We start from the raw sequence: 19662 nt of genomic DNA, 5'->3' as shown, positions 1-19662 counted from the left end.
ATGTCATATTGCGAGTCCGTGTGGTTTTGGATCAGCTCGCGTGGAGCATCGCATCCTCACCCCCTCCCGTGCAAACGTCGAGTACACCGTGCTCGCACTCAAGCCCAGCTTCTTGCCCACCCCCGCCACGCTCAAGCCGTGGGCATACAGCTCTCTCGCCTCCGCCAGCACCCTCCGGCTCATCCGCACCACCGGCCGCTTCACCACCCCCGCGCGCTGCGCGTGTCGATCCGTGTGCCGGTGCACGCCGAACCGCCGAGCCAGCTCCAACACTAACGCTCCACCTCGATATGCTTCCACCAGCGCAGCCGACTCCTCCTGCCCCAGCATCCGTTGGTCCACTACCTCACACGCCACCCCAGTCTCAGCCTCCTCCACCGGCACCGCCTCGCTGTCTGGCAGTACAGCCCCACCAGCCACCGCCGCTAGCAGCCGTACCAGAGGCGGCCTCGGGTTCGATAGGGAGGCACGGAGGGCCACAGACTCTGGGAATCCGTGTTCAAGGGATTTCGGGCTTCTTCACAGTATCCGGCCTATTCGTTGGAAAACGGCGGGTCTCGTGGCACGGCCACGGGCGTCTGGCCGCTGTTAATCTCGTTCACCGGTTTGATCGGGTCGGGATGGCGGATGGGGTGCCGAGGTTGGTCGACGCGCTGGAGGGGCGGTCGTTCGACCGGGTGCTGCGGGCGGCCATCCAGCGCAGTGGTCTGGGTCTGGAGCGGATCCGGTACCGGCTGGCGCAGCGGGGGCACCGGGTGAGTGTGGCCGCGTTGAGCCACTGGCAGTCGGGTACGCGTCGGCCGGAGCGGCGGGAGTCGTTGGCGGCTTTGGGGCCGTTGGAAGAGGTGCTTGACCTGCCGGTGGGGGCGTTGACGCTGTTGCTGGGGCCGCGGCGGTCTCGTGGGCCGGGTCGGGCTGGGCAGCGCAGGCTGCCTGCGGCTTCGGTGTGGCCGAGTGATCCGAGGATCCTCCCGCTGCTGCGAGGGGTCGACGCCGAGGACGAGTTCCTGGTCCGGCTCAGCCAGCACGACCTGTTGCGGGTCGGGGCCGACGGCACGGAGCGGTCGTTGCGGGTGCGGCTGGTGCTGCGCGCGGCCCGCTCCGGGGTGTCGCGGTTGCCGGTCGCCTATGCGCTGGACCAACCGCATTCCCAGGGGCCGGAGATTCGCCCGGTACGGCATTGTTCGGTCGACAGCGCCGAATACCTACCGGACCTGGGGTATCTGGTCGCTTCCCTGGCGTTCGACCGGGAACTGGCGCGTGGCGATGTCATCATGGTGGAGTACGAGGTGCGGTGCCCTGCCGTGGAGGTCCCTACAACCTTCTACGAGCGCAAGTTGCGCTTTCCGGTGCACGAGTACTTCTTCGAGGTTTCCTTCGACCCGCAGGCGACGCCCACGCGCTGTGCGTGGCGGATGACCGATGACAAGGGCGCGACGCGCGGCGGGGAATTGCGGGTAGACCAGTCGCATTGTGCACAGCTTGCTGTTTCGGACGCGGGGCCGGGACTGTACGCACTGCACTGGGAATGGGAACAAGCCATCCGGGTCGGGCTTGCGGCTCAGGGCGGATGACCGGGGGCAGGGGTGTCGGGACGCAGGAGGATCCCGACATGTCGGTGTCCACGAGGGTCCTGACCACGCTGGTACGCAAGTGAATCCCGACCCCGCTGGGATGCCGCAGGACCCGATCCCGCTGGTACCGCAGCGGTTTGGCCTACCCCGCTGGGACGTAAGGGAATCCCGAACCCGCTGGTCGCGACAGGTTCCCGGCCCCGCTGGTACCGCAGCGGTTTGGCCTACCCCGCTGGGACGTAAGGGAATCCCGAACCCGCTGGTCGCGACAGGTTCCCGGCCCCGCTGGTACCGCAGCGGTTAGGCCGACCACGCTGGAACGCAAGTCCCGTTACGGATGCTCGATCTAGTGGACTCGCTTCGTGTGGGGGGAGAGTGCCGCTAAACTTGCCGTGGGTGGGGATGCCCTTACCCTGCCCTTTTCTCTCCACCGCGGTGCTCTAGGGGCCCCACACGAAGCGAGTTCACTAGATCGAGCCCCCGCTTTTACTTGGGCAGCCCATGTGTATGCGCTACCGGGGGCGTACGTGCTGCCTGTGGAGTGTGGCCACCCGTGGGGCCCTGAATCCCCTACGCCAATTATCACTACGGCCTGTGATTGTTTGTCAAGGCGGGAAAGAGTACCTTGACAAACAATCACAGGCCGTGTTTTGGCTGCGTATGGAATGCAGGGGGAGGGGTGGTCTGTTGGGGAGTGTGTTGGCCTGGCGCGGGCTTGTTGGTGGTTAGGGAATGTGAAGTTGGAAGTTGGGCGAGGAGGGATGTGGGAGTTGGATGAGGGGGAGGGGGAGATGAAAGTGAGGGTGGGGTGAAAGTGAGGGGTTCGGTGGAGGTGGGGGCGACAGTGCGGGAGCTTTATTGGTTCTTGTGGGGGAAGAGGTGGACGGGGGTTACTTCGGGGTGGTGCCCTACTACGTCGAACCAGGTGCCGAAGGGGGCGCCGGATAGGTGTTGGGTGGGGTCTTGGGTTCGGCCGAACAGTCTGGTTTTGGTGGGGGTTTCCAGCCAGGCTTGGACTGGGGTCGGCCGTGGGGTGCGCAGGTCGAGGAGGAATGGGCCGATGCCTGCGTCGTTGAGGGCTGTTTCGGCGTAGTCCGCCGGTGGGGTGGGTACGGGGGTGGGCAGGGTGCCGTGGTCGAAGGTCAGGGCGACGGACAGGTACTCGGCCCCGAAGCGTTCGCGCAGGTGGCCTCCCACGCTGCCGGGGGATACTGCCGTGTGGGCGATGCCGCCCCAGTAGACGATTTTGTCGCCGGACTGTTCGTGCCACCTGGTTACGTTGTCGGCTCGGGTCTTTCCCTGGTCCGGGGTTGTCGGTGGGTCTGGTCGGGGTCGGTTTGGCAGCTCGGTGAAGCGGATCGGGTCGAGTGGGTGTTGTTCGTTGTGGGTGCGCATCCACGAGATGACGCCGAGGATCTCCTCCGTGCGCCAGAAGGGGCGTGCCTCGGCCAGTGCCGCGCGTGGGTCGCCGTGGCCCGCTCGCACATAGGCGTCCAGGCCGACGCGGGCCGGGTCGTCGCCTTCGAGGGCTAGTGCGCGGAAGTGCAGTTCCTCCACCAGGAAGCGCAGGATTCGGTGTGTGGTGGTCGAGAGCTCGTGGGCCTGTCGCGTCGAGGCGCCGATGGCGACGACGGCGGCGTCTCCGACCATGGCGCGCAGTGGGCGCAGGTCGTCGAGCGGTGCCTGGATGTCCACTGTGGTCAGTGGGTGGGCGTGCTGTCGGATCCACTGGGCGACGGTCGGGTCTCGTGGGCTCATGAGAACCAGCGTGGTGGTTAAACCCGGGTTCAAGTCAAGCTAGGTTGGGTTCATGTCGGATCCCGAAGCGGTCGCCACGGAGCTGACCATCGGCGAGTTGTCCGAGCGCAGCGGCGTGCCTGCCTCTGCTCTGCGCTACTACGACCGCAAGGGGCTCATCCAGAGCCGTCGGACCACCGGGAACCAGCGCCGGTATCACCGCAGCACGGTGCGCAGGCTGGCGTTCATCCGTGCCTCGCAGAGCGTGGGCGTGCCGCTGGCGCAGATCGAGGGCGTGCTGGACTACCTGCCGCACGACGTCGCGCCCACCCGCGAGCTGTGGCTGCGGGCCTCGGAGTGCTGGGGTGCGACCATCGACGGCCGCATCGCGGAGCTGCGGCGCGTCCGCGACCAGTTCACCCGATGCGTCGGGTGCGGCTGCCTATCCTTCGACCAGTGCTTACTGGTCAACCCCGGCTGACCGGCCCGCGGGGACGTCTTGCGCACTCGGCGCGCCCTCCGGCTCGATCGTCGCCGCAGGTCGGGTGTTGCGGTGGGTGAGGGTGACGATGGCGGCGAAGACGCCCAAGGCGACCACGTCGATGATGAAGGTGACCGGGTCGCTGACCCAGTGCAGTTGGCGGGCCACGTACATCGCGGCGATGGCCAGTAGCCAGGGGCGTTGGGCGGGGCCCGCGTAGTGGTCGAGGGTAACCGCGATGACCGCCAGCAGGACCGGTGCCAGCATCACGAACACGCGCTCGGTGTCGGTCGCCAGCACCCTGCCGAACAGGCAGCAGAAGAACACCCAGGCGCTGGTCACGATCAGGGGGTGGCGTAGGCCGCTGGTCACCCGCAGCCGGTAGAGGCCGTAGAGCCAGATGAGCCAAGCGAAGCTGAAGACGCTCCAGATCGCCAGTTGGTCGCGGCCCTTGGCGCTGGCGAGGGCGAAGCGGATGTTGTCCATCAAAGACTTGTTGGCCTGTCCCGCCCCCAGCGCGTAGTCACCGCCGATGCGGGCCTGGGCCCACAGGCGGAACGCGAAGTACAGGCCGGCGGCCACGACCGTCGCAGCGGCGCCCGCCAGCACTGAGCGGTCGGTGAGCTTGCGGGTGCGGGCCAGGGCCAGCAGCGGGTACAGCGGGGCCAGCAGCAGGGTGGTCTCCTTGTTGACCGTCCCCACCACCACGACCGCGGTGAACCACAGCAGCCTGCGGTCGAGTGCCAGCCAGATGGCCGCCACGTACAGCAGGTTGTTCAGCGGGTCGACCAGCCACGGGTTGCCGAACAGGTACGGCGCGTACCAGAAGGTGCACGCCAGCATCCCGGCGACCAGCAGCGCGGTGTACGCGCTGACCTTGAAGTGCCGCAGCAGCATGCTGTGGAACAGCAGCACCGCGGCCAGCGTCGTGACGAAGGTGAACCCGATCCACACCGAGTCGGGGCTGATCCCGCTGATCTGGTGCAGCTTGCGCACCAGCCACGGGGTGAGCACGCGCAGCGCGAACGGGTTGTCGACCGGGGCGAACGTCTGCTCGCTCATCCGGTAGTACTCGAGCGCGTCGCCGTAGGCGCTGAGGTGCGCGTCCCGTTGCCAGGGGGCGTGCGAGACCAGGTTGATCCAGCTGACCACCGCGAGCACGCACCACGCGACCAGACGTGATCTGAGCGAAGTCACTCCACCAAGGCTAAGGGTGCGCGGTTCACCGGTGGACTCGGGGGGCGGCGCCACCGGTGGAGGCGCCGCCCCGCAGGTCAGGGGACGTTGTAACCGAGCGTGTACGTTCCGCTACCGGTGGTCGAGGCCACTCGGTACCGGTAGTAGCCCGCGGATCCGTTGTAGGTAAGGGATTCGGCGGAGCCGGTCTTCGTGCTCTGCGCCACAGTTGGCCAGGTGGAGCCGTTCCAGCGCTGCAGGTAGAGGTCGAAGTTCGCACTCGCCGGGCCGGTCAGGCAGGCCTGGTGGGCGCCGGCGACCGTGGTCTGGAAGAACGACCCGTCGGGTTGGTACTGGCTGCCGCCCGTCGAGAGCGTCCCGGTCTTGGTGACCTCCATGCCCTGGCACGCGGGCGTCGACCCGGTGACGGTGAGCTGATAGGTCGTGGACCGGGTCACCGATGATCCCGCGGCGGTGATGGTGATGGGGTAGGTCCCCGGCGCGGTGCTCGCCGACGTGCTCAGGGTCAGGGTCGCCGTCTGTCCGATTTGGATGGTGCTGGGGTTGGGCACGGCCGTGGTGCCCGCGGGCAGGCCCGACGTGGTCAGCGTCGCCACCTGGCTCTTGCCCGAGACGACCGCCGAGTTCACCGCGACGACCACCGACTGGCCGGGGGCCACCGAGCCCTGGCGCGGGTTCGGGTCGATGGTGAAGTCGTCGCCCGGCGAGGGGATGCCGCTGGTGTTGTCGATGTCGTTCTTGATCTCGTTGTACACCAGGGTGATCCGGGTGCCCCAGTTCGGGCAGCCGCCCAGGTGGTGCAGCGCGATCACCTTGTGCGACGACCCGGCCAGCACCGGGGACCCGGAGTTGCCCCCGGAGCTGTCGCAGCGGTACCCCGTGTTCACCCCGGCGGACACCACGTCGATCTTGCAGGTGGCACCGCCCTCGGTGTCCTCGTAGATGGAGAGCCGCTTGGGCTTGATGTCGCCGTGCCCGGAGATGTAGATCCGCTCGTTCGCGGTGGGCTCGCGCACGTCGAGGTAGAGCGTGCCGTACTGCCTGATGCTGTCGAAGTTGTTGACGCTGAACAGGGTGTAGTCCAGGTCGGCGAGCGCGCTGATCCGGATCAGCTCCGCACCGCTGACCTTGGTGCCGGTGCGCGGGTTCTCCCCGCCGCAGGTGGCGCACTGGTAGTCGAACTGGAACTCGCTGGAGCGCACGTCCGCGGCATTCTCGATGCAGTGCGCGTTGGTGAGCATCCGGTTGGTGTTGCCGACCCGCCACGCCGTGCACGAGCCGATGCCGTCCACCAGCTGCCGCGCGACGGCGTTCGACCGCGCGTACTCGGTGGGGTGGCTGGACTGGTAGCAGACCACGTCGCGGCGGGCGTCCGTGCCGCACACGCTCATCGCCACCGGGTTGTGCGCGGCGAGCTCGGCCTGGCCGTAACCGCGGTCGTAGCGAGTGACCCGCACACCGTAGCCCTGGCGGGAAAGCCTTGCCGCGTCACGGTTCCCGGTCGCGTGCAGGGTGACGACCGCGGTGTCGCCGTCGATCGACATCGCGGCGAACCCGGGGTCACCGTGTTCGGTGAAGTCGGACCCGCGCTTGCGGTCGGCGTAGTAGGTGTAGACCTCGCGACCGTCCGGGGACGAGACGGTCACGTAGTCGTCGCCGACCAGCCGCAGTGGTGCGAAGTGCACCTTGACGTAGGCGGCGCCCGCCTCGTGGATCTCGGTGCGCCACGACTTCCCAGTGTTCCCGTACTGGATCGACCGGGTCGCCGACTGCGCGACACCGGTCTGGACCACCCGGGAATCGCGCGGGGCGGGCGCCGCCGCGACGGCGTCAGCGGTGGCGGCGACCTCGGCGCCGACCGGCGGGGCGGGCCCCAAAGTGGCCGCTACCAGGACAATCGCGGGCAGGACTCGGCGAAGCAACATCGGCGGGCTCCTCGGCAGGGTGGCGGATCCGTGGGAAAAGGTTGCCCGACAAGCGATACCGCCCGGGTAATCTCAAACCGCCATAACTGATTCACACTGCCGAGCGGACTAGCGCTACTGGAAGATGGCGATCGGCCGCACGACCAGCTCGCCGGAGTTCCACGACTGCACCTTGCCCAGGCACCGCGCGTGGAACGGGCCCTCGGGGATCTCGTCGTCGCGCAGGCCGTCCTGGTGGCACTCGACCCGCAGCTGCGGGCCGGCCCCAGGATCGTCCGGGTCGCCGAACGGCGCCAGGAACACCGGCCTGCCGCCGTTGTGCTCGGTCATCCGGAACACCCCGCGCACCGAGACGTAGCCGTCGAGCTGGCGCAGCCGGACGGTGGCGGAGCCCTCCTTCTCCTGGGCGGCGGCCACCGCGCCGGTGCGGACCATGGTCTGGTTGCGCAGGTCCACGTGCACCACGCCGTCGGCGGCGTCGAGGGCGTCGATCAGCACGCCGATCACCTCGATCGGCTCGGCGGTGGTGATGTAGCGGCTGACCATCTCGCGCTCGTCGGTGCGCCGCCGGTGGCCGCGGAAGAACCGGGTGGCGAACCCGAACCAGCCCTCGGTGCTGGCGCCCTCCCGCACCTCGACCTCGCGGCGCAGCGCGTCGCCGTAGCCGCCCGCGCGGTAGAGGTCCATCACCGACTTCTCGTGCAGGTAGAAGGTGATCTCCGGGACGTGCCGGGTCCGGGCCGCGCGCGCCCGGGCCGACCAGGCCAGCGCGAACGCGCCGACGGCCACGACCACCGCCAGCGCGGTCAGCGCCCAGACCGCCACCCACGGCCACCACACCGACCACCACAGCCCGCGGTCGATCACGGCGTCGGCACCGGGCACTGCCCGACCTCGTTGATCATGAGCTCCAGCAGCGGCAGCGGCGGGAGGAACGTCTCGGTGTTGCCGATGCCGGAGGTGGGCACCGGGATCCCCGCGCCGGTCAGGAACCGGCTGAACTCGCCCGCGGTGGCCGGGTCATCGCCCTCGAAGACCCGGAAGCCCAGTTCCAGCGCCCGCGCGCGCAGGTCGGGGTCGGTGGTCATCAGTTCGCCCAACCGGTCGCCCGCCTCGTCGAGCCCGATGAGCTCGGGCACGGCCTGCAGCTGCGCGGCCGGGTAGAGCAGCACCCGGCGGTCGTCGACCCGGCCGGTCTGCCGCTTCACCCGGATCTGGTGGGCCAGGAACTGGTGCTCGTAGATCACCGCGATCGGCGCGAGGGTCTGGCCGTTGGGCGCCAGGTAGCTGCGCGCCATGTCGTCGCCGGGCATGCCCTGGATGGTCAGCAGCGGCTTGACCTTGCGGGCCAGCGCCCGCGCCGACTCCTCGTCCTGCGGGATCCGGTTCCCGTTCTCGGCGAAGGCGACCATGCCCAGGTAGGTGCCCGCCGAGTTCGACGAGCACACGTCGGAGGTCTGCGCGGTGACCTGGTTGTCGTTGCGCAGCGACGGGTCCAGCTCACGCCACGGCGCGAACCGGCCCAGCTGCGCGGTGAACGCGGGCATCGGCATGTCGTAGTAGAGCGGCCCCTGCGGTGTGGCGATGCCGTTCGCCCGCAGCGCTTCGGCGTACTCGCGGTAGGTCGCGAGCACGACCGGGCTGAAGAACGGCTTGAACACCTTGGTGTGCCGGTGTTCCCGGGTGCGCCGGTCCTTGATCAGGTCGGCGGCGGGCTGCCCGGACGGGAAGACGAAGTCGTACGGGTCCAGGTCGCCGTTGGCGATGTCGCGCGAGCCCGCCTTGTCCACGGTGACCTGGAGGCCGTACCCCATCAGGATCCGCTGGACCTCGGGGTCGGTGAAGAAGTCCGACTTCGAGGCCATCTTCCCCCGGATGACCACCACCCGGTCGAACGGCAGCGCGACCACCCCGCCCGCGAACAGCGTGATCACCCCGACCAGCGCGACCGCGGTCGCGGACAGGAACGGCACGAGGAACCTCTTGCGCCGGTAGACCGACAACGGCCGATCAACGACGCGGAACGGCGGATCGGTGCTCACGGACACACCAGGGTGATCGTTTGCCGACCCCCTGGTGTTCCGGGTGCCCGCTCACTTGGCGGTGGCGAGTTCCGGGTCCTCGTCCGGCGTGACGCCGGACGCCGAGGTGGGCACGGTCAGCTGGATCGAGACCGGCTCGGCCGCCGCCTTGGCCTTCTTGCGCTTCTTGAGCAGGTGCATCACCAGCACGACCAGCACGACGACGCCCAGCACGACCGCCGCGCCGGTGCTCAGCACGCCCTCGAGCCGCTTGGCGGCCTCGCCCAGCGCCGCGCCGATGCTGATGTGCAGCGCCGACCAGCAGGCCGCGCCCGCCACCACGGCCGGGAGGAACTTGCGGTACGGCAGACCCGAGGTCCCCGCCGCCGCGGGGGTCAGGGTCCGCACCACCGGCATGAAGCGGGCGAAGAACACCGCCCAGGCACCGCGCCTGCGCAGGATGTCGGTGGCCTTGTCCCAGCCGTCCACCCCGTACTTCTGGATCAGCTTGGTCTCGCGCAGCTTGACGCCGTACTTGCGGCCGATGAAGTAGCCGACCGAGTCGCCGATGCCCGCGCAGACGGTGACGACCGCCCACAGGACCAGGAACCGCGGCACGCTGTTGACCGTGGTCGCGGCGATGAGCAGGCCACCCTCGCCGGGGGCGATGAAGCCCAAGCCGATGGTGCACTCGGCGAGCACGAGCCCACCGGTCGCGGCGACGAGCGCGGGCTGCGGCAGCGCCTGGAGCCATTCGAGGACGTCGGTCAGCAAGGCCACGATCAAGGTTCCCCTCACCCAAGCCCGGCCCCGGACGACCCGGGGACCGGGTTCACCCGGCAGTACGCGAGAAGTGACGCGCCGGACCCGCGGCGGGTTGCCGCGGTGCGCGTACGAATTGTCTCGTTCTGTCGAGCGTGGCAGATCAGGGTGAACCCGGGGATCGACCCGTGCTCCGATCCCGGGGTCAGACCAGGGGACTACTAGCGCTTGAGCAGCGCGCTGATCTCCTGGCTGGACTCGCCCGCCTCGGCGAGGTGCCGCAGGTTCTCCGGCACCTGCTGGCCGCGGTGCTCGACGGCCTGGGTGTAGAGGCGGCCCGCGCGGTAGGACGAGCGCACCAGCGGTCCGGCCATGATCCCGGCGAACCCGATCCGCTCGGCGGACTCCTTGTGCGCCAGGAACTCCTCCGGCTTGACCCACCGGTCGACCGGGTGGTGGCGCACGCTGGGGCGCAGGTACTGGGTGATGGTGATGATGTCGCAGCCCGCGTCATGCAGGTCCGCCAGCGCCTCGGTGACCTCGTCCGGGGTCTCGCCCATGCCCAGGATCAGGTTGGACTTGGTGACCAGGCCGAACTCGCGCGCCTCGGTGATCACCTGCAGCGACCGCTCGTAGCGGAACGCGGGCCGGATCCGCTTGAAGATCCGCGGCACCGTCTCCAGGTTGTGCGCGAGCACCTGCGGCCGGGAGCCGAAGACCTCGGCCAGCTGGTCGGGCTCGGCGTTGAAGTCCGGGATGAGCAGCTCCACGCCTGTGCCCGGGTTGAGCGCGTGGATCTGGCGGACGGTCTCGGCGTAGAGCCAGGCGCCGCCGTCGGGCAGGTCGTCGCGGGCGACGCCGGTGATCGTGGAGTAGCGCAGGCCCATCGCCTGCACCGACTCGGCGACCCGGCGCGGCTCGTCGCGGTCGAGGTCGGCGGGCTTGCCGGTGTCGATCTGGCAGAAGTCGCACCGGCGGGTGCACTGCTCGCCGCCGATCAGGAAGGTCGCCTCGCGGTCTTCCCAGCACTCGTAGATGTTGGGACAGCCCGCTTCCTCGCACACCGTGTGCAGGCCCTCACGCTTGACCAGGCCCTTGAGCTCCCGGTACTCGGGGCCCATCTTCGCCTTGGTCTTGATCCACGAGGGCTTCTTCTCGATCGGTGTCTGGGCGTTGCGCACTTCCAGGCGCAGCATCTTCCGACCCTCAGGCGCGACTGTCACACGGTCAGGCTACGCCTCTAGGCCGGATCCGGAGAAACACCGGTCAGATCGGCCGTTCGCCCCCACAATGTCCGGCCGATCGTGGGGTCGAGGGCGGCAGCCCGCGGTTTCGCCCGCCCCGGAGCGCCGAAGATCTCCGCCGGGCCGGTGGGCCCGAAGTACTCGCCGCCGCGCACGTCCGGCGCGGTCGCCGCGTAGAGCTGGGGCAGGGTGCCGCGGGCGAGCGACTGGGTGATCAGCTTGTTCCCCACGTCCACCACGGCGGTGACGACCCGGCCCAGCGGACCGCTCGCGCGCAGCCGGGCGGAGTTGCCCGCCAGCTCGGTGTCGGTCATCCCCGGGTGCGCGGCCACGCTGACCAGGTCCAGCCCGGCCGCGGTGGCCCGGCGGTGCAGCTCCACGGCGAAGACCAGGTTCGCGAGCTTGGACTGGCTGTACGCCGCGCCCGCCCGGTAGCGGCGCCGTTCGAAGTTGAGGTCGTCGAGGTCCAGGCCGCTGCCTCGGTGGGCAATGCTCGACAGGGTGACCACACGCGCGCCCGGGACTTCGCGCAAGGCGGGCATCAGCAGCCAGGTGAGCGCGGCGTGGCCGAGGTGGTTGGTGCCCAGCTGCAGCTCGAAGCCGTCGGCGGTGGCGGCCCGCGGGGTGGCCATCACGCCCGCGTTGTTGACCAGCACGTCGAGGTGGTCGCCGGTGCGCTCGCGGACCTCGGCGGCGGCCTTGCGCACCGACGCCAGGTCGGCCAGGTCCAGCTCCAGCAGCTCGGCGGCGCCGTCGATCGTGGTCAGCGCGGCCTTCCCGCGCTCCACCGACCGGCACGCCATGATCACGTGCGCGCCGTGCTCGGCGAGGACCTGGGCGGTGCGCAGGCCCAGGCCCGAGTTGGCCCCGGTGACCAGCACGGTCTTGCCGTCCTGGCGCGGGATGTCGGCCTCGGACCAGCTCATCGCGTCCTCCTCGGGTCGTGTGCTACCCGATGGTAGGCAGCCCCGGTTGAGAGTCCGCTCAGGCGCTGGCGACCAGCCTGCGCAGCAGGTCGACCGGGGTGCGGCGACGGGCCGCGCGCGGCGGGGCGGAGCGCAGCAAGGCGACGAAGGCGGCACCGACGCGGGTCAGCTCGTCGCGCGAGTCGCCGTACTCCGCCAGGTTCGCGGCCAGCGCGAGCATCCGGTACTCGCCCTCCTCGGCCGGGCGCACGGTCTCGGGGTGCGCGTCGAGCACGCGGCGAAGCACCGGGTGCTCGGTGGCGGTGGTCCGCCAGGCCTGGGCGACAGCGTCGACCAGGTCGACCGACGGGTCCTTCTCGGCGGTGGCCTGCGCCAGGCCGACCCGGCCCGCGAGCTTGAGGGTCCAGCGGTAGTGCAGGGCGAGCAGCAGCGCGGTCGCGCTGTCGAAGACGTCGGCCACCTCGTCGAGGGGCAGCGAGCCCTCGGGGTTGTGCCGCAGGTGCGCGAGCGCCGCGTCCAGGGCGTCCCGCCTGCGATAGAAGTCGTCCCAGCTCATCCGCGGGCTCCCCTCACCGTGACCGCGGCCATACCGTGGGTTTGCGGCATACCGTCGGTACGGAACCGATGCGGCCAACATACCACCGGTACGTACCCCCGGTATGTCCTATGGTTGTGAGCGTGCCGACAGCGCGGTCGAGGCGAGTGGACTACAGCGAGTCGACCAGGCAGGCCCTGGTCGACTCGGCCGTCGCGCTGTTCACCAGGCAGGGCTACTCGGCCACCTCGCTGGACGCGATCGCCAAGCGCGCCCGGGTCACCAAGGGCGCGCTCTACCACCACTTCAGCGGCAAGCAGGCGCTGTTCGAGGCCGCCTTCGACGCGGTCGAGCGCGCCGTGATGAGCAGGCTCGGCGAGGTGGTCACCGGGCCGGGCACCCCGTGGGACCGGGCGGTCAGCGGCCTGCAGGCCTACGTCAAGGTCTGCCTGGAGCCCTCCTACCAGCGCATCGCCATCCACGAGGGCCCGGTGGTGATGGGCTGGGAGCGCTGGCGCGAGGCCGAGGAGCACTTCAGCTACGGCATCGTCCGGGCCGCCATCGAGTCGCTCATCGAGGCGGGCGAGATCGACCCGTTGCCGGTCGAGGTCACCGCGCGCATCCTCTTCGGCGCGCTGCAGACCGGCGCCGCGGTCATCGCCGGTGCCGAGGACCCCAAGAAAGCCAGTGCCGAGGTCTCGCAGACGATCATTAGAGTGCTGCACGGCATGCGCAGACAGGCGCCTGCCGAGAGCCCGGACGACGAACCGGGGCGCGAGCCCGCGTCCCTGCTGCGCCGGCTCCGGGGTTAGTCACTGGGGAGACAGATCGATGACCGCACCTTCGCGGGTCGTCCTGCCCGGGCCCGCGCTCGACCGGCCCGTGCTCGCCGACCCGACCACCGCCCTGCTCTTCGGGCTCCGCCGCGACCCGCGATCGGTCGCGCTGCGCGCCTTCGGCAACGCGGCCGTGCTCGCCGTGTTCGCCGTCGCCGACCTGCTCGTCCTGTCCGACGACGCGAGCGGCTTCTTCGTCCTGCTGGTGGCCCTGACCGCACTCCTCACCATCACCGGGGTGCAGTGGCTCAAGATCGGTAAACGGCTCCGGACCAGCCGGGACCTGCTCGAGTCGGCCCCGTGGCGGCAGGCGCGGGTGGTCACGCTGCGCGGTGCCAAGGCGTACTCGGTGGTCGAGGCCACCGAGTACGACCCGGACGGCCGCGTGGGCACGACCTCGCTGTTCCAGGTGTTCTCGCTGAGCTCGGCGCACCGCGGTGTGCTGGCGCGCGAGGACCAGGCCTGGGTCGTGGGGCCCGACCAGTCCGGTGCGGCCGCGCTGCGGGTCGCCGGGTCGCACGAGGCGTGGCCCGCCGTGCCGGCCGACAAGCGGCCGACGGCGGTGCGCGTCCCGGCCGCTGACCGCGCGGAACCCACGCACCGGTGGGCCACCCTGCTGCGGCAGCGGGTTCTCGTGCTGGCCATGCCCGTGGTGGTCGTGCTCGTGCTGGGCGCCTTCTTCCTCGGGACGGTGTCGGACCCCGACCTGCTGCTCGTCGAGCTGGTGGTCAGCCTCGCGATAGCCATCGCGGCCGCCGCCCCGTTGTGGCGCAAGCGGTACCTGCTCGCCGAGTGGCGGCTGCCCAGTTTGATCAAGGCCGGGCCGTGGACGCAGGTGCGCGCGCTCGCCGCCCCCGCCACCGCGCGGCCGGACGGCACGGTGGCGGTCACCCTCACCCTCTGGCTGCCGGACGGCTCGGTCCGCACCGCGTCCCTGGCCGCGGGCACGGTCGACCTGCTCGGCGCCGTGGCCGAGACCGGCGCGCTGTGGGTCGCGGGGGCGCCGGTCCCGGGCGAGGTGGTCGCTGTCGGGTTCCCCGGCTACCCGATGTTGGCGGTCGCGAAGATCTCCGCCTGACGGAGTGCCCCGGTGGGAGGATCATCTCGGCGGCGCGGCGAACTTGGGGAGCACGGGGGGAACACGATGGCGGACACCGGCACGGACATCGGGGTGGTGCCGGACCCGGCGACGGACCGGCCAGCCGCGGGCGACCCGACCACCGAGGTGATTCTGAGTGGACACCGGAGCAGGCACCGGTGGCTGCGGCTCGGGCCGATGCTCGTGCTCCAGGTCCCGCTGTACTCCATCGCGCTGGTGCTCCTGGTGATCGGCGGCCGGACCCTCGCCGCCAGCGTCGCGTGGGCGGTGGTGCTGGTGGGCAGCCTGGTGGCCTCGGTCCTCGTCTGGCGCCAGATCGGCTGGGTGCCCCGGGGCGCGGAACTGCTCACCACCCAGGCCTGGCGGCCGGTCACCACGCGGGTGGTGCGCGTGGGGTGGGAGTCCACCGTGGTCGAGATCGAGGAGAACGGCGCGTTCGTCCCGCTCACCGTGCGCGGGCTGCCGCCCGCGCACCGGGCGATGATCTCCCGCACCGGCCGGGCCTGGCTGGTGGGTCCGGCGGGTGCGCTGTGCGTGTTCCGGGTGGACGGCGCGCACGCGTTCTGGCCCGCGGTGGTGCGCACCCGTCCGCTTCGACCCGCGGCCGTCGTCGAACAGGTCTCGGCCGCGGAGGTCAGCCGGCGGGCGGCTGCTCGGGCCCGGCTGGACGTCTTGGGCCCGCTGGCGGTCTTGGTGCCGTCGACACCCCTCGGCGGGGTTTTCCTGACCACCGTCTCCCCGTTCAACGTTCCCGGGGCGGTGATGTGGCTGGCCATGGTCGTGCTCGCGGGTGTCTTGCTGCTCCTGCAAGCCCGCTACCGCTGGGCCGGGCTGCGGCTCCCCGGACTCGTCGAGGCGGGGGAGTGGGTGGCCGTTTCGGCACTGCTGGGGCCGTGGAGAGCCCGACTGGACGGGACCGCCGAGGCGACCGCCGTGCTCACCCTTCCCGACGGCGAGACGCGCACCGCGCGCCTTCCCGGAGCGTCGGTCGACCTGCTCGGGACCGTGTGGGAGACCGGGGCGCTGTGGTTCGCCGGGCAGCCCGAGCCGGGCACGACCCGGGCCGCGGGCTTCCCCGGCTACCCGCTGCTGGCGGTCGCCAAGATCGGTCCAGGGCAAGTCGACCCGGCGCGGACCGATGCCGGGAAGATCGACTGAGACCCGCGGGTCAGCTCAGCGCGAAGGTGACGCCCGGGGTGGCGGGTTCCGGCTCGGCCAGCGGGTGCTCGGACACCGGGAGCGTGCCCGCCAGCGCGGCCAGCACGGCCTCGCGGGCCAGCGGCAGCACCTCGGCCACGGTGACCCGGCGACCCAGCTCCGCGGTGAGCGAGGTGACGCCCGCGTCCCGGATGCCGCACGGGATGATCCGGTCGAACGCGCTCAGGTCGGCGTCGCAGTTGATCTCGAAGCCGTGCAGGGTGACCCCGCGCTGCACCCGGATGCCGATGGCGGCGATCTTGCGCTCGGGGCGGGTCTCGTCGGCGGCGAGCCAGACGCCGCTGCGGCCCTCGACCCGGCCGGTGGCCAGCCCGAGCCGAGCGCACACCTCGATCAGGGCCTCCTCCACCCGGCGCACGTACTGCACGACGTCCACCGGGTCGGACAGCTTGACGATCGGGTAGCCCACCAGCTGCCCCGGCCCGTGCCAGGTGATCTTGCCGCCGCGGTCGACGTCGATCACCGGGGTGCCGTCGTCGGGGCGCTCGTCGTCGGTGGTGCGCTTGCCCGCGGTGTAGACCGACGGGTGCTCCAGCAGCAGCAGGGTGTCGCCGCCGGTGTCCTCGGCGCGGTCGTGGGCCAGCTCGCGCTGCACGTCCCAGGCCGCCTGGTAGTCGATGGTCCCGAGCTCGCGCACGACCACCGGTCGGGTGTCGTCGGCGCGGCAGGAGATGTCCCGGATGCTCACGGTGCCGACCCTACGCCGTCGGTCTCCCGGCGGGCAGCAGCCGCAGGGCGCACCCGGCCAGCAGGCCGACCGCCACCACGCCGACGGTGCCGCCGACGACGTCGGTGAACCAGTGCACGTCGAGCAGCATCCGGCACAGCGCGATCAGCGCCACCGCGGCGGCGGCGACGATCACCACGGTGCGCAGCCACTCGCGCGCGACCCAGGCGCACAGCACCACCGCGGTGAACGCCACCGACGCGACCGAGACGACGTGTCCACTCGGGTAGCTGAAGTCCGGGTAGTCGCGCGGCCGGACGCGGTGGAAGTACGGCTTGACCAGCGACACCGCCCGGCACGCAGCCAGTAGCAACACACAGCGCAGCAGCACACCCATCAGCCGCGGGTCCCGCCCGCGCACCACGAGCGCCGCGACGATCAGCGCGAGTGCGGTGATCCCGGGCAGCACCGGGCCGAGCACCAGGCTGATGCCGTAGGCGATGCGCCCGGCGGTGCCCTGGTAGTCGGCGCCGACCGAGTTCGCCAGGAACTCGTCGATCCCCGGCGCCGGGCCGGACACGACCGCGCCCAGCAGCAGGAAAGCGATCAGCAGCAGCCCGCCGAGCGCCAGTGACCGCCTCACCGCGCCTCGGTGGCCGCCAGCGCGTCCTGCACGGAGTCGTACTGGAAGCGGAACCCATTGTCCTGCAACACCTTCGGCACCAGGTGCTGGCTGCGCAGAACCTCCCCGGCGAGCTCGCCGAGGGCGACCTGCAGCGCCACCTTCGGCACGGTCAGCAGCGCGGGCCGGTTCTTGGCGCGGCCGAACGCGCGGGTGAACTCGGCGTTGGTCGCCGGACTCGGGCCGACCAGGTTTACCGGCCCGCTGATGTCCTCGCGCAACAGGAACGCCAGCGCGTCGACCTCGTCGTCGAGGTGGATCCACGGCATGTACTGCTTGCCGCCGCCCAGCTTCCCGCCCAGGCCGAGCGCGAAAAGCGGGCGCAGCGGACCGAGCAGGCCGCCGTGCCGCGAGAGCACCTGCGCCGTGCGGGCCAGCGCGACCCGCGCTCCCGCCGCCTTCGCGGGCTCGGCGGCCGCTTCCCACCGCGTGCACAGCTCGGCCAGGAACCCGGCACCGCGCGGCTGCGTCTCGTCGGCGGGTCCGGGGCCGGTGTCGCCGTAGTAGCCCACCGCGGAACCGTTGACCAGCACCGGGACCCCGTGCTGGGCGACCGCGGCGGCCAGCACCTCGGTCGGCTCGATCCGGCTGTCCAGCAGCACCTGCTTGCGCGCCTGGCTCCACCGCCGGTCCGCGACGCCCGCGCCGCACAGGTTGACCACCGCGTGCACGCCGTCGAGGGCGTCCTCGGCGAGCTTGCCCGCGGGCGGGTCCCACTGCCGCTCGTCGGGGCCCTGCGGTGGGCGCCGGACCAGCCGGACGACCTCGTCACCGTCCCGGCGGAGCTTGGCCACGAGCGCGGTCCCGATCAGGCCGGACGAACCGGCGACTACTACACGCATGGGGTGAATCGTCCCCAAGATCCCGCGCCACCGCACTTCCGGGTGACGGCGGACAACGCGAGAGGGGCCGCCCCGACCGGGACGGCCCCTCTCGCGATCGACAAGCTAGAGCCCGAGGTCGCCCTCGAACGCGCCTTCCTCCAGGCGGGACTTCACCGCGCTGAGGAACCGGCCCGCGTCGGCGCCGTCGACCAGGCGGTGGTCGTAGGTCAGCGCCAGGTAGACCATCGAGCGGATGGCGATGCTGTCGTCGCCGTTCTCGTCGGTCACCACGACCGGGCGCTTGACGACCAGGCCGACGCCCAGGATGCCGACCTGCGGCAGCTGGATGATCGGGGTGTCGAACAGCGCGCCCTGGCTGCCCAGGTTGGTCAGGTTGAAGGTCGCGCCGAACAGCTCGTCCGGGGTGACCTTGTTGGCCCTGGTGCGGTCGGCCAGGTGGCCGATCTTGTGCGCCAGCCCGGAGATGCTCAGGTCGCCCGCGTCGCGGATGGCCGGGGTGAGCAGGCCGCGCTCGGTGTCCACCGCGATGCCCAGGTGCTCGGCGCCGTGGTAGGTGACCTCGTTGGTCTCGTCGTTGATCGAGGCGTTGAGCTTCGGGTGCCCCTTGAGCGCCTCGACGGTGGCCTTGGCGAAGAACGGCAGGAACGTCAGCTTGACGCCCTCGCGCTGCTCGAACGCCGACTTCGACCGCGACCGCAGCTTGGCGATCCGGGTGACGTCGACCTCGACCACCTGGGTGAGCTGGGCGGCGGTCTGCAGCGACTCGACCATCCGGCGGGAGACCGTCTGGCGCAGGCGGGTGAGCTTCTGCGTGGTGCCGCGCAGCGAGGTGTCCGACACCGGGGCCTTGCTCGGCGCGGACTTCGCGGCGGGCGCGGCGGGCTGCTGCGGGGCGGGCTCCGGCGCGGGCGCCTTGGCGGCCTCCGCGGCGGCGAGCACGTCCTGCTTGCGGATGCGACCGCCGACACCGGTGCCGGTGAGCGAACCGAGGTCCACACCGTGCTCGGTGGCGAGCTTGCGCACCAGCGGGGTCACGTAGGGCGCGGCACCGTTGGCGGACTGGCTGTCCTGCGCCTGGGTGTCCTGCGCGGGCTGCGGCGCGCGGCTGGGGGCCGGTGCCTGGGTGGCGGCGGGCTTGGGCGCCTCGGCCTTGGCGGCCTCCTGCTTGGGCGCTTCCTCCTGCTTGGGGGCCTCCTGCTTCGGGGCCTCGGGCTCGGGAGCGGCGGGGGTCTCGGCCGGGGCACTGCCCGCGTCGCCGATCACCGCCAGCTTGCCGCCGACCTCGACGGTGGCGTCCTCGCCCGCGCTGATCTCCAGCAGGGTGCCCGCCACCGGCGACGGGATCTCGGTGTCGACCTTGTCGGTGGAGACCTCCACCAGCGGCTCGTCGACCTCGACGCTGTCGCCGACCTGCTTGAGCCAGCGGGTGACGGTGCCCTCGGTGACGCTCTCGCCCAGGGCGGGCATGGTCACCGCGGTGCCCTTGCCGCTGCCGCCCGAGGGCGCGTCGGCCGACGGCTGGGGACCGGGCGCGGACGCCTCTTCCTCGGCCTGCGCGGGCTCCGGCTCCGGCTCCGGCTCCGGCTCGGACTCGGCCTGCGGGGCGCTCTCGCCACCGCCGCCGCTGCCGTCGCCGATCACCGCGAGCTCGGCGCCCACCGGGACGGTCTCGTCCTCCTGGGCGACGATCTTCTGCAGCACGCCCGCCGCGGGGGAGGGGATCTCGGTGTCGACCTTGTCGGTGGAGACCTCGAGCAACGGCTCGTCGACCTCGACGGTGTCGCCCTCCTGCTTGAGCCAGCGGGTGACGGTGCCCTCGGTGACGCTCTCACCGAGGGCGGGCATCTCAACGGAGAACGCCATGGTTGTTCAGACTCCTCGTGCTCTTCCTGCTGCGGCTGACTTGCGGGTGT

Annotated in this window: 19 protein-coding genes; 5 read left to right on the top strand and 14 right to left on the bottom strand. The window is 71.0% G+C overall.

The features are described 5' to 3' along the window. Window positions 1-3: 3 nt before the first annotated feature. The gene (locus tag QSK30_RS31070; protein ID WP_285508339.1) at window positions 4-378 is read right to left on the bottom strand and encodes a hypothetical protein; all 375 of its coding nucleotides are present in this window, start codon (window positions 376-378) and stop codon (window positions 4-6) included. 263 nt (window positions 379-641) lie between these two features. On the opposite strand from QSK30_RS31070, the gene QSK30_RS31065 reads away from it, so the two are divergent. Further along, entirely contained in the window at window positions 642-1574 is a 933-nt protein-coding gene (locus tag QSK30_RS31065) for an XRE family transcriptional regulator (RefSeq protein ID WP_285508338.1), read from the top strand. Between the two features lie 855 nt (window positions 1575-2429). Here the strand turns inward: QSK30_RS31065 and QSK30_RS31060 are convergent. Then, entirely contained in the window at window positions 2430-3332 is a 903-nt protein-coding gene (locus QSK30_RS31060) for an erythromycin esterase family protein (protein ID WP_285508337.1), read from the bottom strand. A 52-nt stretch (window positions 3333-3384) separates the two neighbouring features. On the opposite strand from QSK30_RS31060, the gene soxR reads away from it, so the two are divergent. Continuing rightward, window positions 3385-3792 (top strand): redox-sensitive transcriptional activator SoxR, encoded by a 408-nt coding sequence (soxR, locus tag QSK30_RS31055; protein WP_285508335.1) that lies wholly within the window; start codon window positions 3385-3387, stop codon window positions 3790-3792. Here the strand turns inward: soxR and QSK30_RS31050 are convergent. From QSK30_RS31050 to QSK30_RS31015, 8 genes are all read right to left on the bottom strand, one after another. Continuing rightward, window positions 3772-4989 (bottom strand): hypothetical protein, encoded by a 1218-nt coding sequence (locus QSK30_RS31050; protein ID WP_285508333.1) that lies wholly within the window; start codon window positions 4987-4989, stop codon window positions 3772-3774. The genes soxR and QSK30_RS31050 overlap by 21 nt on opposite strands. Before the next feature lie 77 nt (window positions 4990-5066). Then, the gene (locus QSK30_RS31045; RefSeq protein ID WP_285508332.1) at window positions 5067-6914 is read right to left on the bottom strand and encodes a trypsin-like peptidase domain-containing protein; all 1848 of its coding nucleotides are present in this window, start codon (window positions 6912-6914) and stop codon (window positions 5067-5069) included. 114 nt (window positions 6915-7028) lie between these two features. After that, window positions 7029-7799, bottom strand: a complete 771-nt coding sequence (locus QSK30_RS31040; RefSeq protein WP_285508329.1) for a hypothetical protein — start codon at window positions 7797-7799, stop codon at window positions 7029-7031. Beyond that, on the bottom strand, window positions 7778-8956 hold the full coding sequence (locus QSK30_RS31035) for a hypothetical protein (RefSeq protein WP_285508327.1): 1179 nt from the start codon (window positions 8954-8956) through the stop codon (window positions 7778-7780). Before QSK30_RS31035 ends, QSK30_RS31040 begins: the two co-directional genes overlap by 22 nt. Before the next feature lie 51 nt (window positions 8957-9007). Continuing rightward, window positions 9008-9715, bottom strand: a complete 708-nt coding sequence (locus QSK30_RS31030; RefSeq protein WP_285508326.1) for a DedA family protein — start codon at window positions 9713-9715, stop codon at window positions 9008-9010. Between the two features lie 203 nt (window positions 9716-9918). Then, window positions 9919-10920 carry a lipoyl synthase gene (gene lipA, locus QSK30_RS31025; RefSeq protein WP_285508324.1) on the bottom strand — a complete coding sequence of 334 codons (1002 nt, stop codon included), beginning with the start codon at window positions 10918-10920 and terminating at the stop codon, window positions 9919-9921. A 17-nt stretch (window positions 10921-10937) separates the two neighbouring features. Further along, window positions 10938-11867, bottom strand: a complete 930-nt coding sequence (locus tag QSK30_RS31020) for an oxidoreductase (protein ID WP_285508323.1) — start codon at window positions 11865-11867, stop codon at window positions 10938-10940. Window positions 11868-11925: 58 nt separating this feature from the next. Then, entirely contained in the window at window positions 11926-12423 is a 498-nt protein-coding gene (locus QSK30_RS31015) for a hypothetical protein (RefSeq protein ID WP_285508321.1), read from the bottom strand. Between the two features lie 110 nt (window positions 12424-12533). Between QSK30_RS31015 and QSK30_RS31010 the strand changes: the two genes are divergently transcribed. The 3 genes from QSK30_RS31010 to QSK30_RS31000 all read left to right on the top strand — a co-directional run bounded on the left by QSK30_RS31010 (window position 12534) and on the right by QSK30_RS31000 (window position 15495). After that, on the top strand, window positions 12534-13214 hold the full coding sequence (locus QSK30_RS31010; RefSeq protein WP_285508318.1) for a TetR/AcrR family transcriptional regulator: 681 nt from the start codon (window positions 12534-12536) through the stop codon (window positions 13212-13214). A gap of 19 nt (window positions 13215-13233) precedes the next feature. Next, a complete protein-coding gene (locus QSK30_RS31005) occupies window positions 13234-14316 on the top strand; it encodes a hypothetical protein (protein ID WP_285508316.1) in 1083 nt (360 codons plus the stop codon). 66 nt (window positions 14317-14382) lie between these two features. Continuing rightward, window positions 14383-15495 carry a hypothetical protein gene (locus tag QSK30_RS31000; protein ID WP_285508315.1) on the top strand — a complete coding sequence of 371 codons (1113 nt, stop codon included), beginning with the start codon at window positions 14383-14385 and terminating at the stop codon, window positions 15493-15495. A gap of 10 nt (window positions 15496-15505) precedes the next feature. On the opposite strand, the gene lipB is transcribed toward QSK30_RS31000, so the two are convergent. The 4 genes from lipB to sucB all read right to left on the bottom strand — a co-directional run bounded on the left by lipB (window position 15506) and on the right by sucB (window position 19612). After that, on the bottom strand, window positions 15506-16243 hold the full coding sequence (gene lipB, locus QSK30_RS30995; protein ID WP_285508313.1) for a lipoyl(octanoyl) transferase LipB: 738 nt from the start codon (window positions 16241-16243) through the stop codon (window positions 15506-15508). Between the two features lie 10 nt (window positions 16244-16253). Continuing rightward, window positions 16254-16865, bottom strand: a complete 612-nt coding sequence (locus QSK30_RS30990) for a phosphatase PAP2 family protein (RefSeq protein WP_285508312.1) — start codon at window positions 16863-16865, stop codon at window positions 16254-16256. Then, window positions 16862-17746 carry a TIGR01777 family oxidoreductase gene (locus tag QSK30_RS30985; protein WP_285508310.1) on the bottom strand — a complete coding sequence of 295 codons (885 nt, stop codon included), beginning with the start codon at window positions 17744-17746 and terminating at the stop codon, window positions 16862-16864. Before QSK30_RS30985 ends, QSK30_RS30990 begins: the two co-directional genes overlap by 4 nt. Window positions 17747-17851: 105 nt before the next feature. Then, window positions 17852-19612, bottom strand: a complete 1761-nt coding sequence (gene sucB, locus QSK30_RS30980; protein ID WP_285508309.1) for a 2-oxoglutarate dehydrogenase, E2 component, dihydrolipoamide succinyltransferase — start codon at window positions 19610-19612, stop codon at window positions 17852-17854. Between the last annotated feature and the right edge of the window lie 50 nt (window positions 19613-19662).

Origin of the sequence: Actinokineospora sp. NBRC 105648 (assembly GCF_030269645.1) — a bacterium.
Classification (GTDB): domain Bacteria; phylum Actinomycetota; class Actinomycetes; order Mycobacteriales; family Pseudonocardiaceae; genus Actinokineospora.
This window is presented reverse-complemented; position numbering and strand designations above follow the sequence as displayed.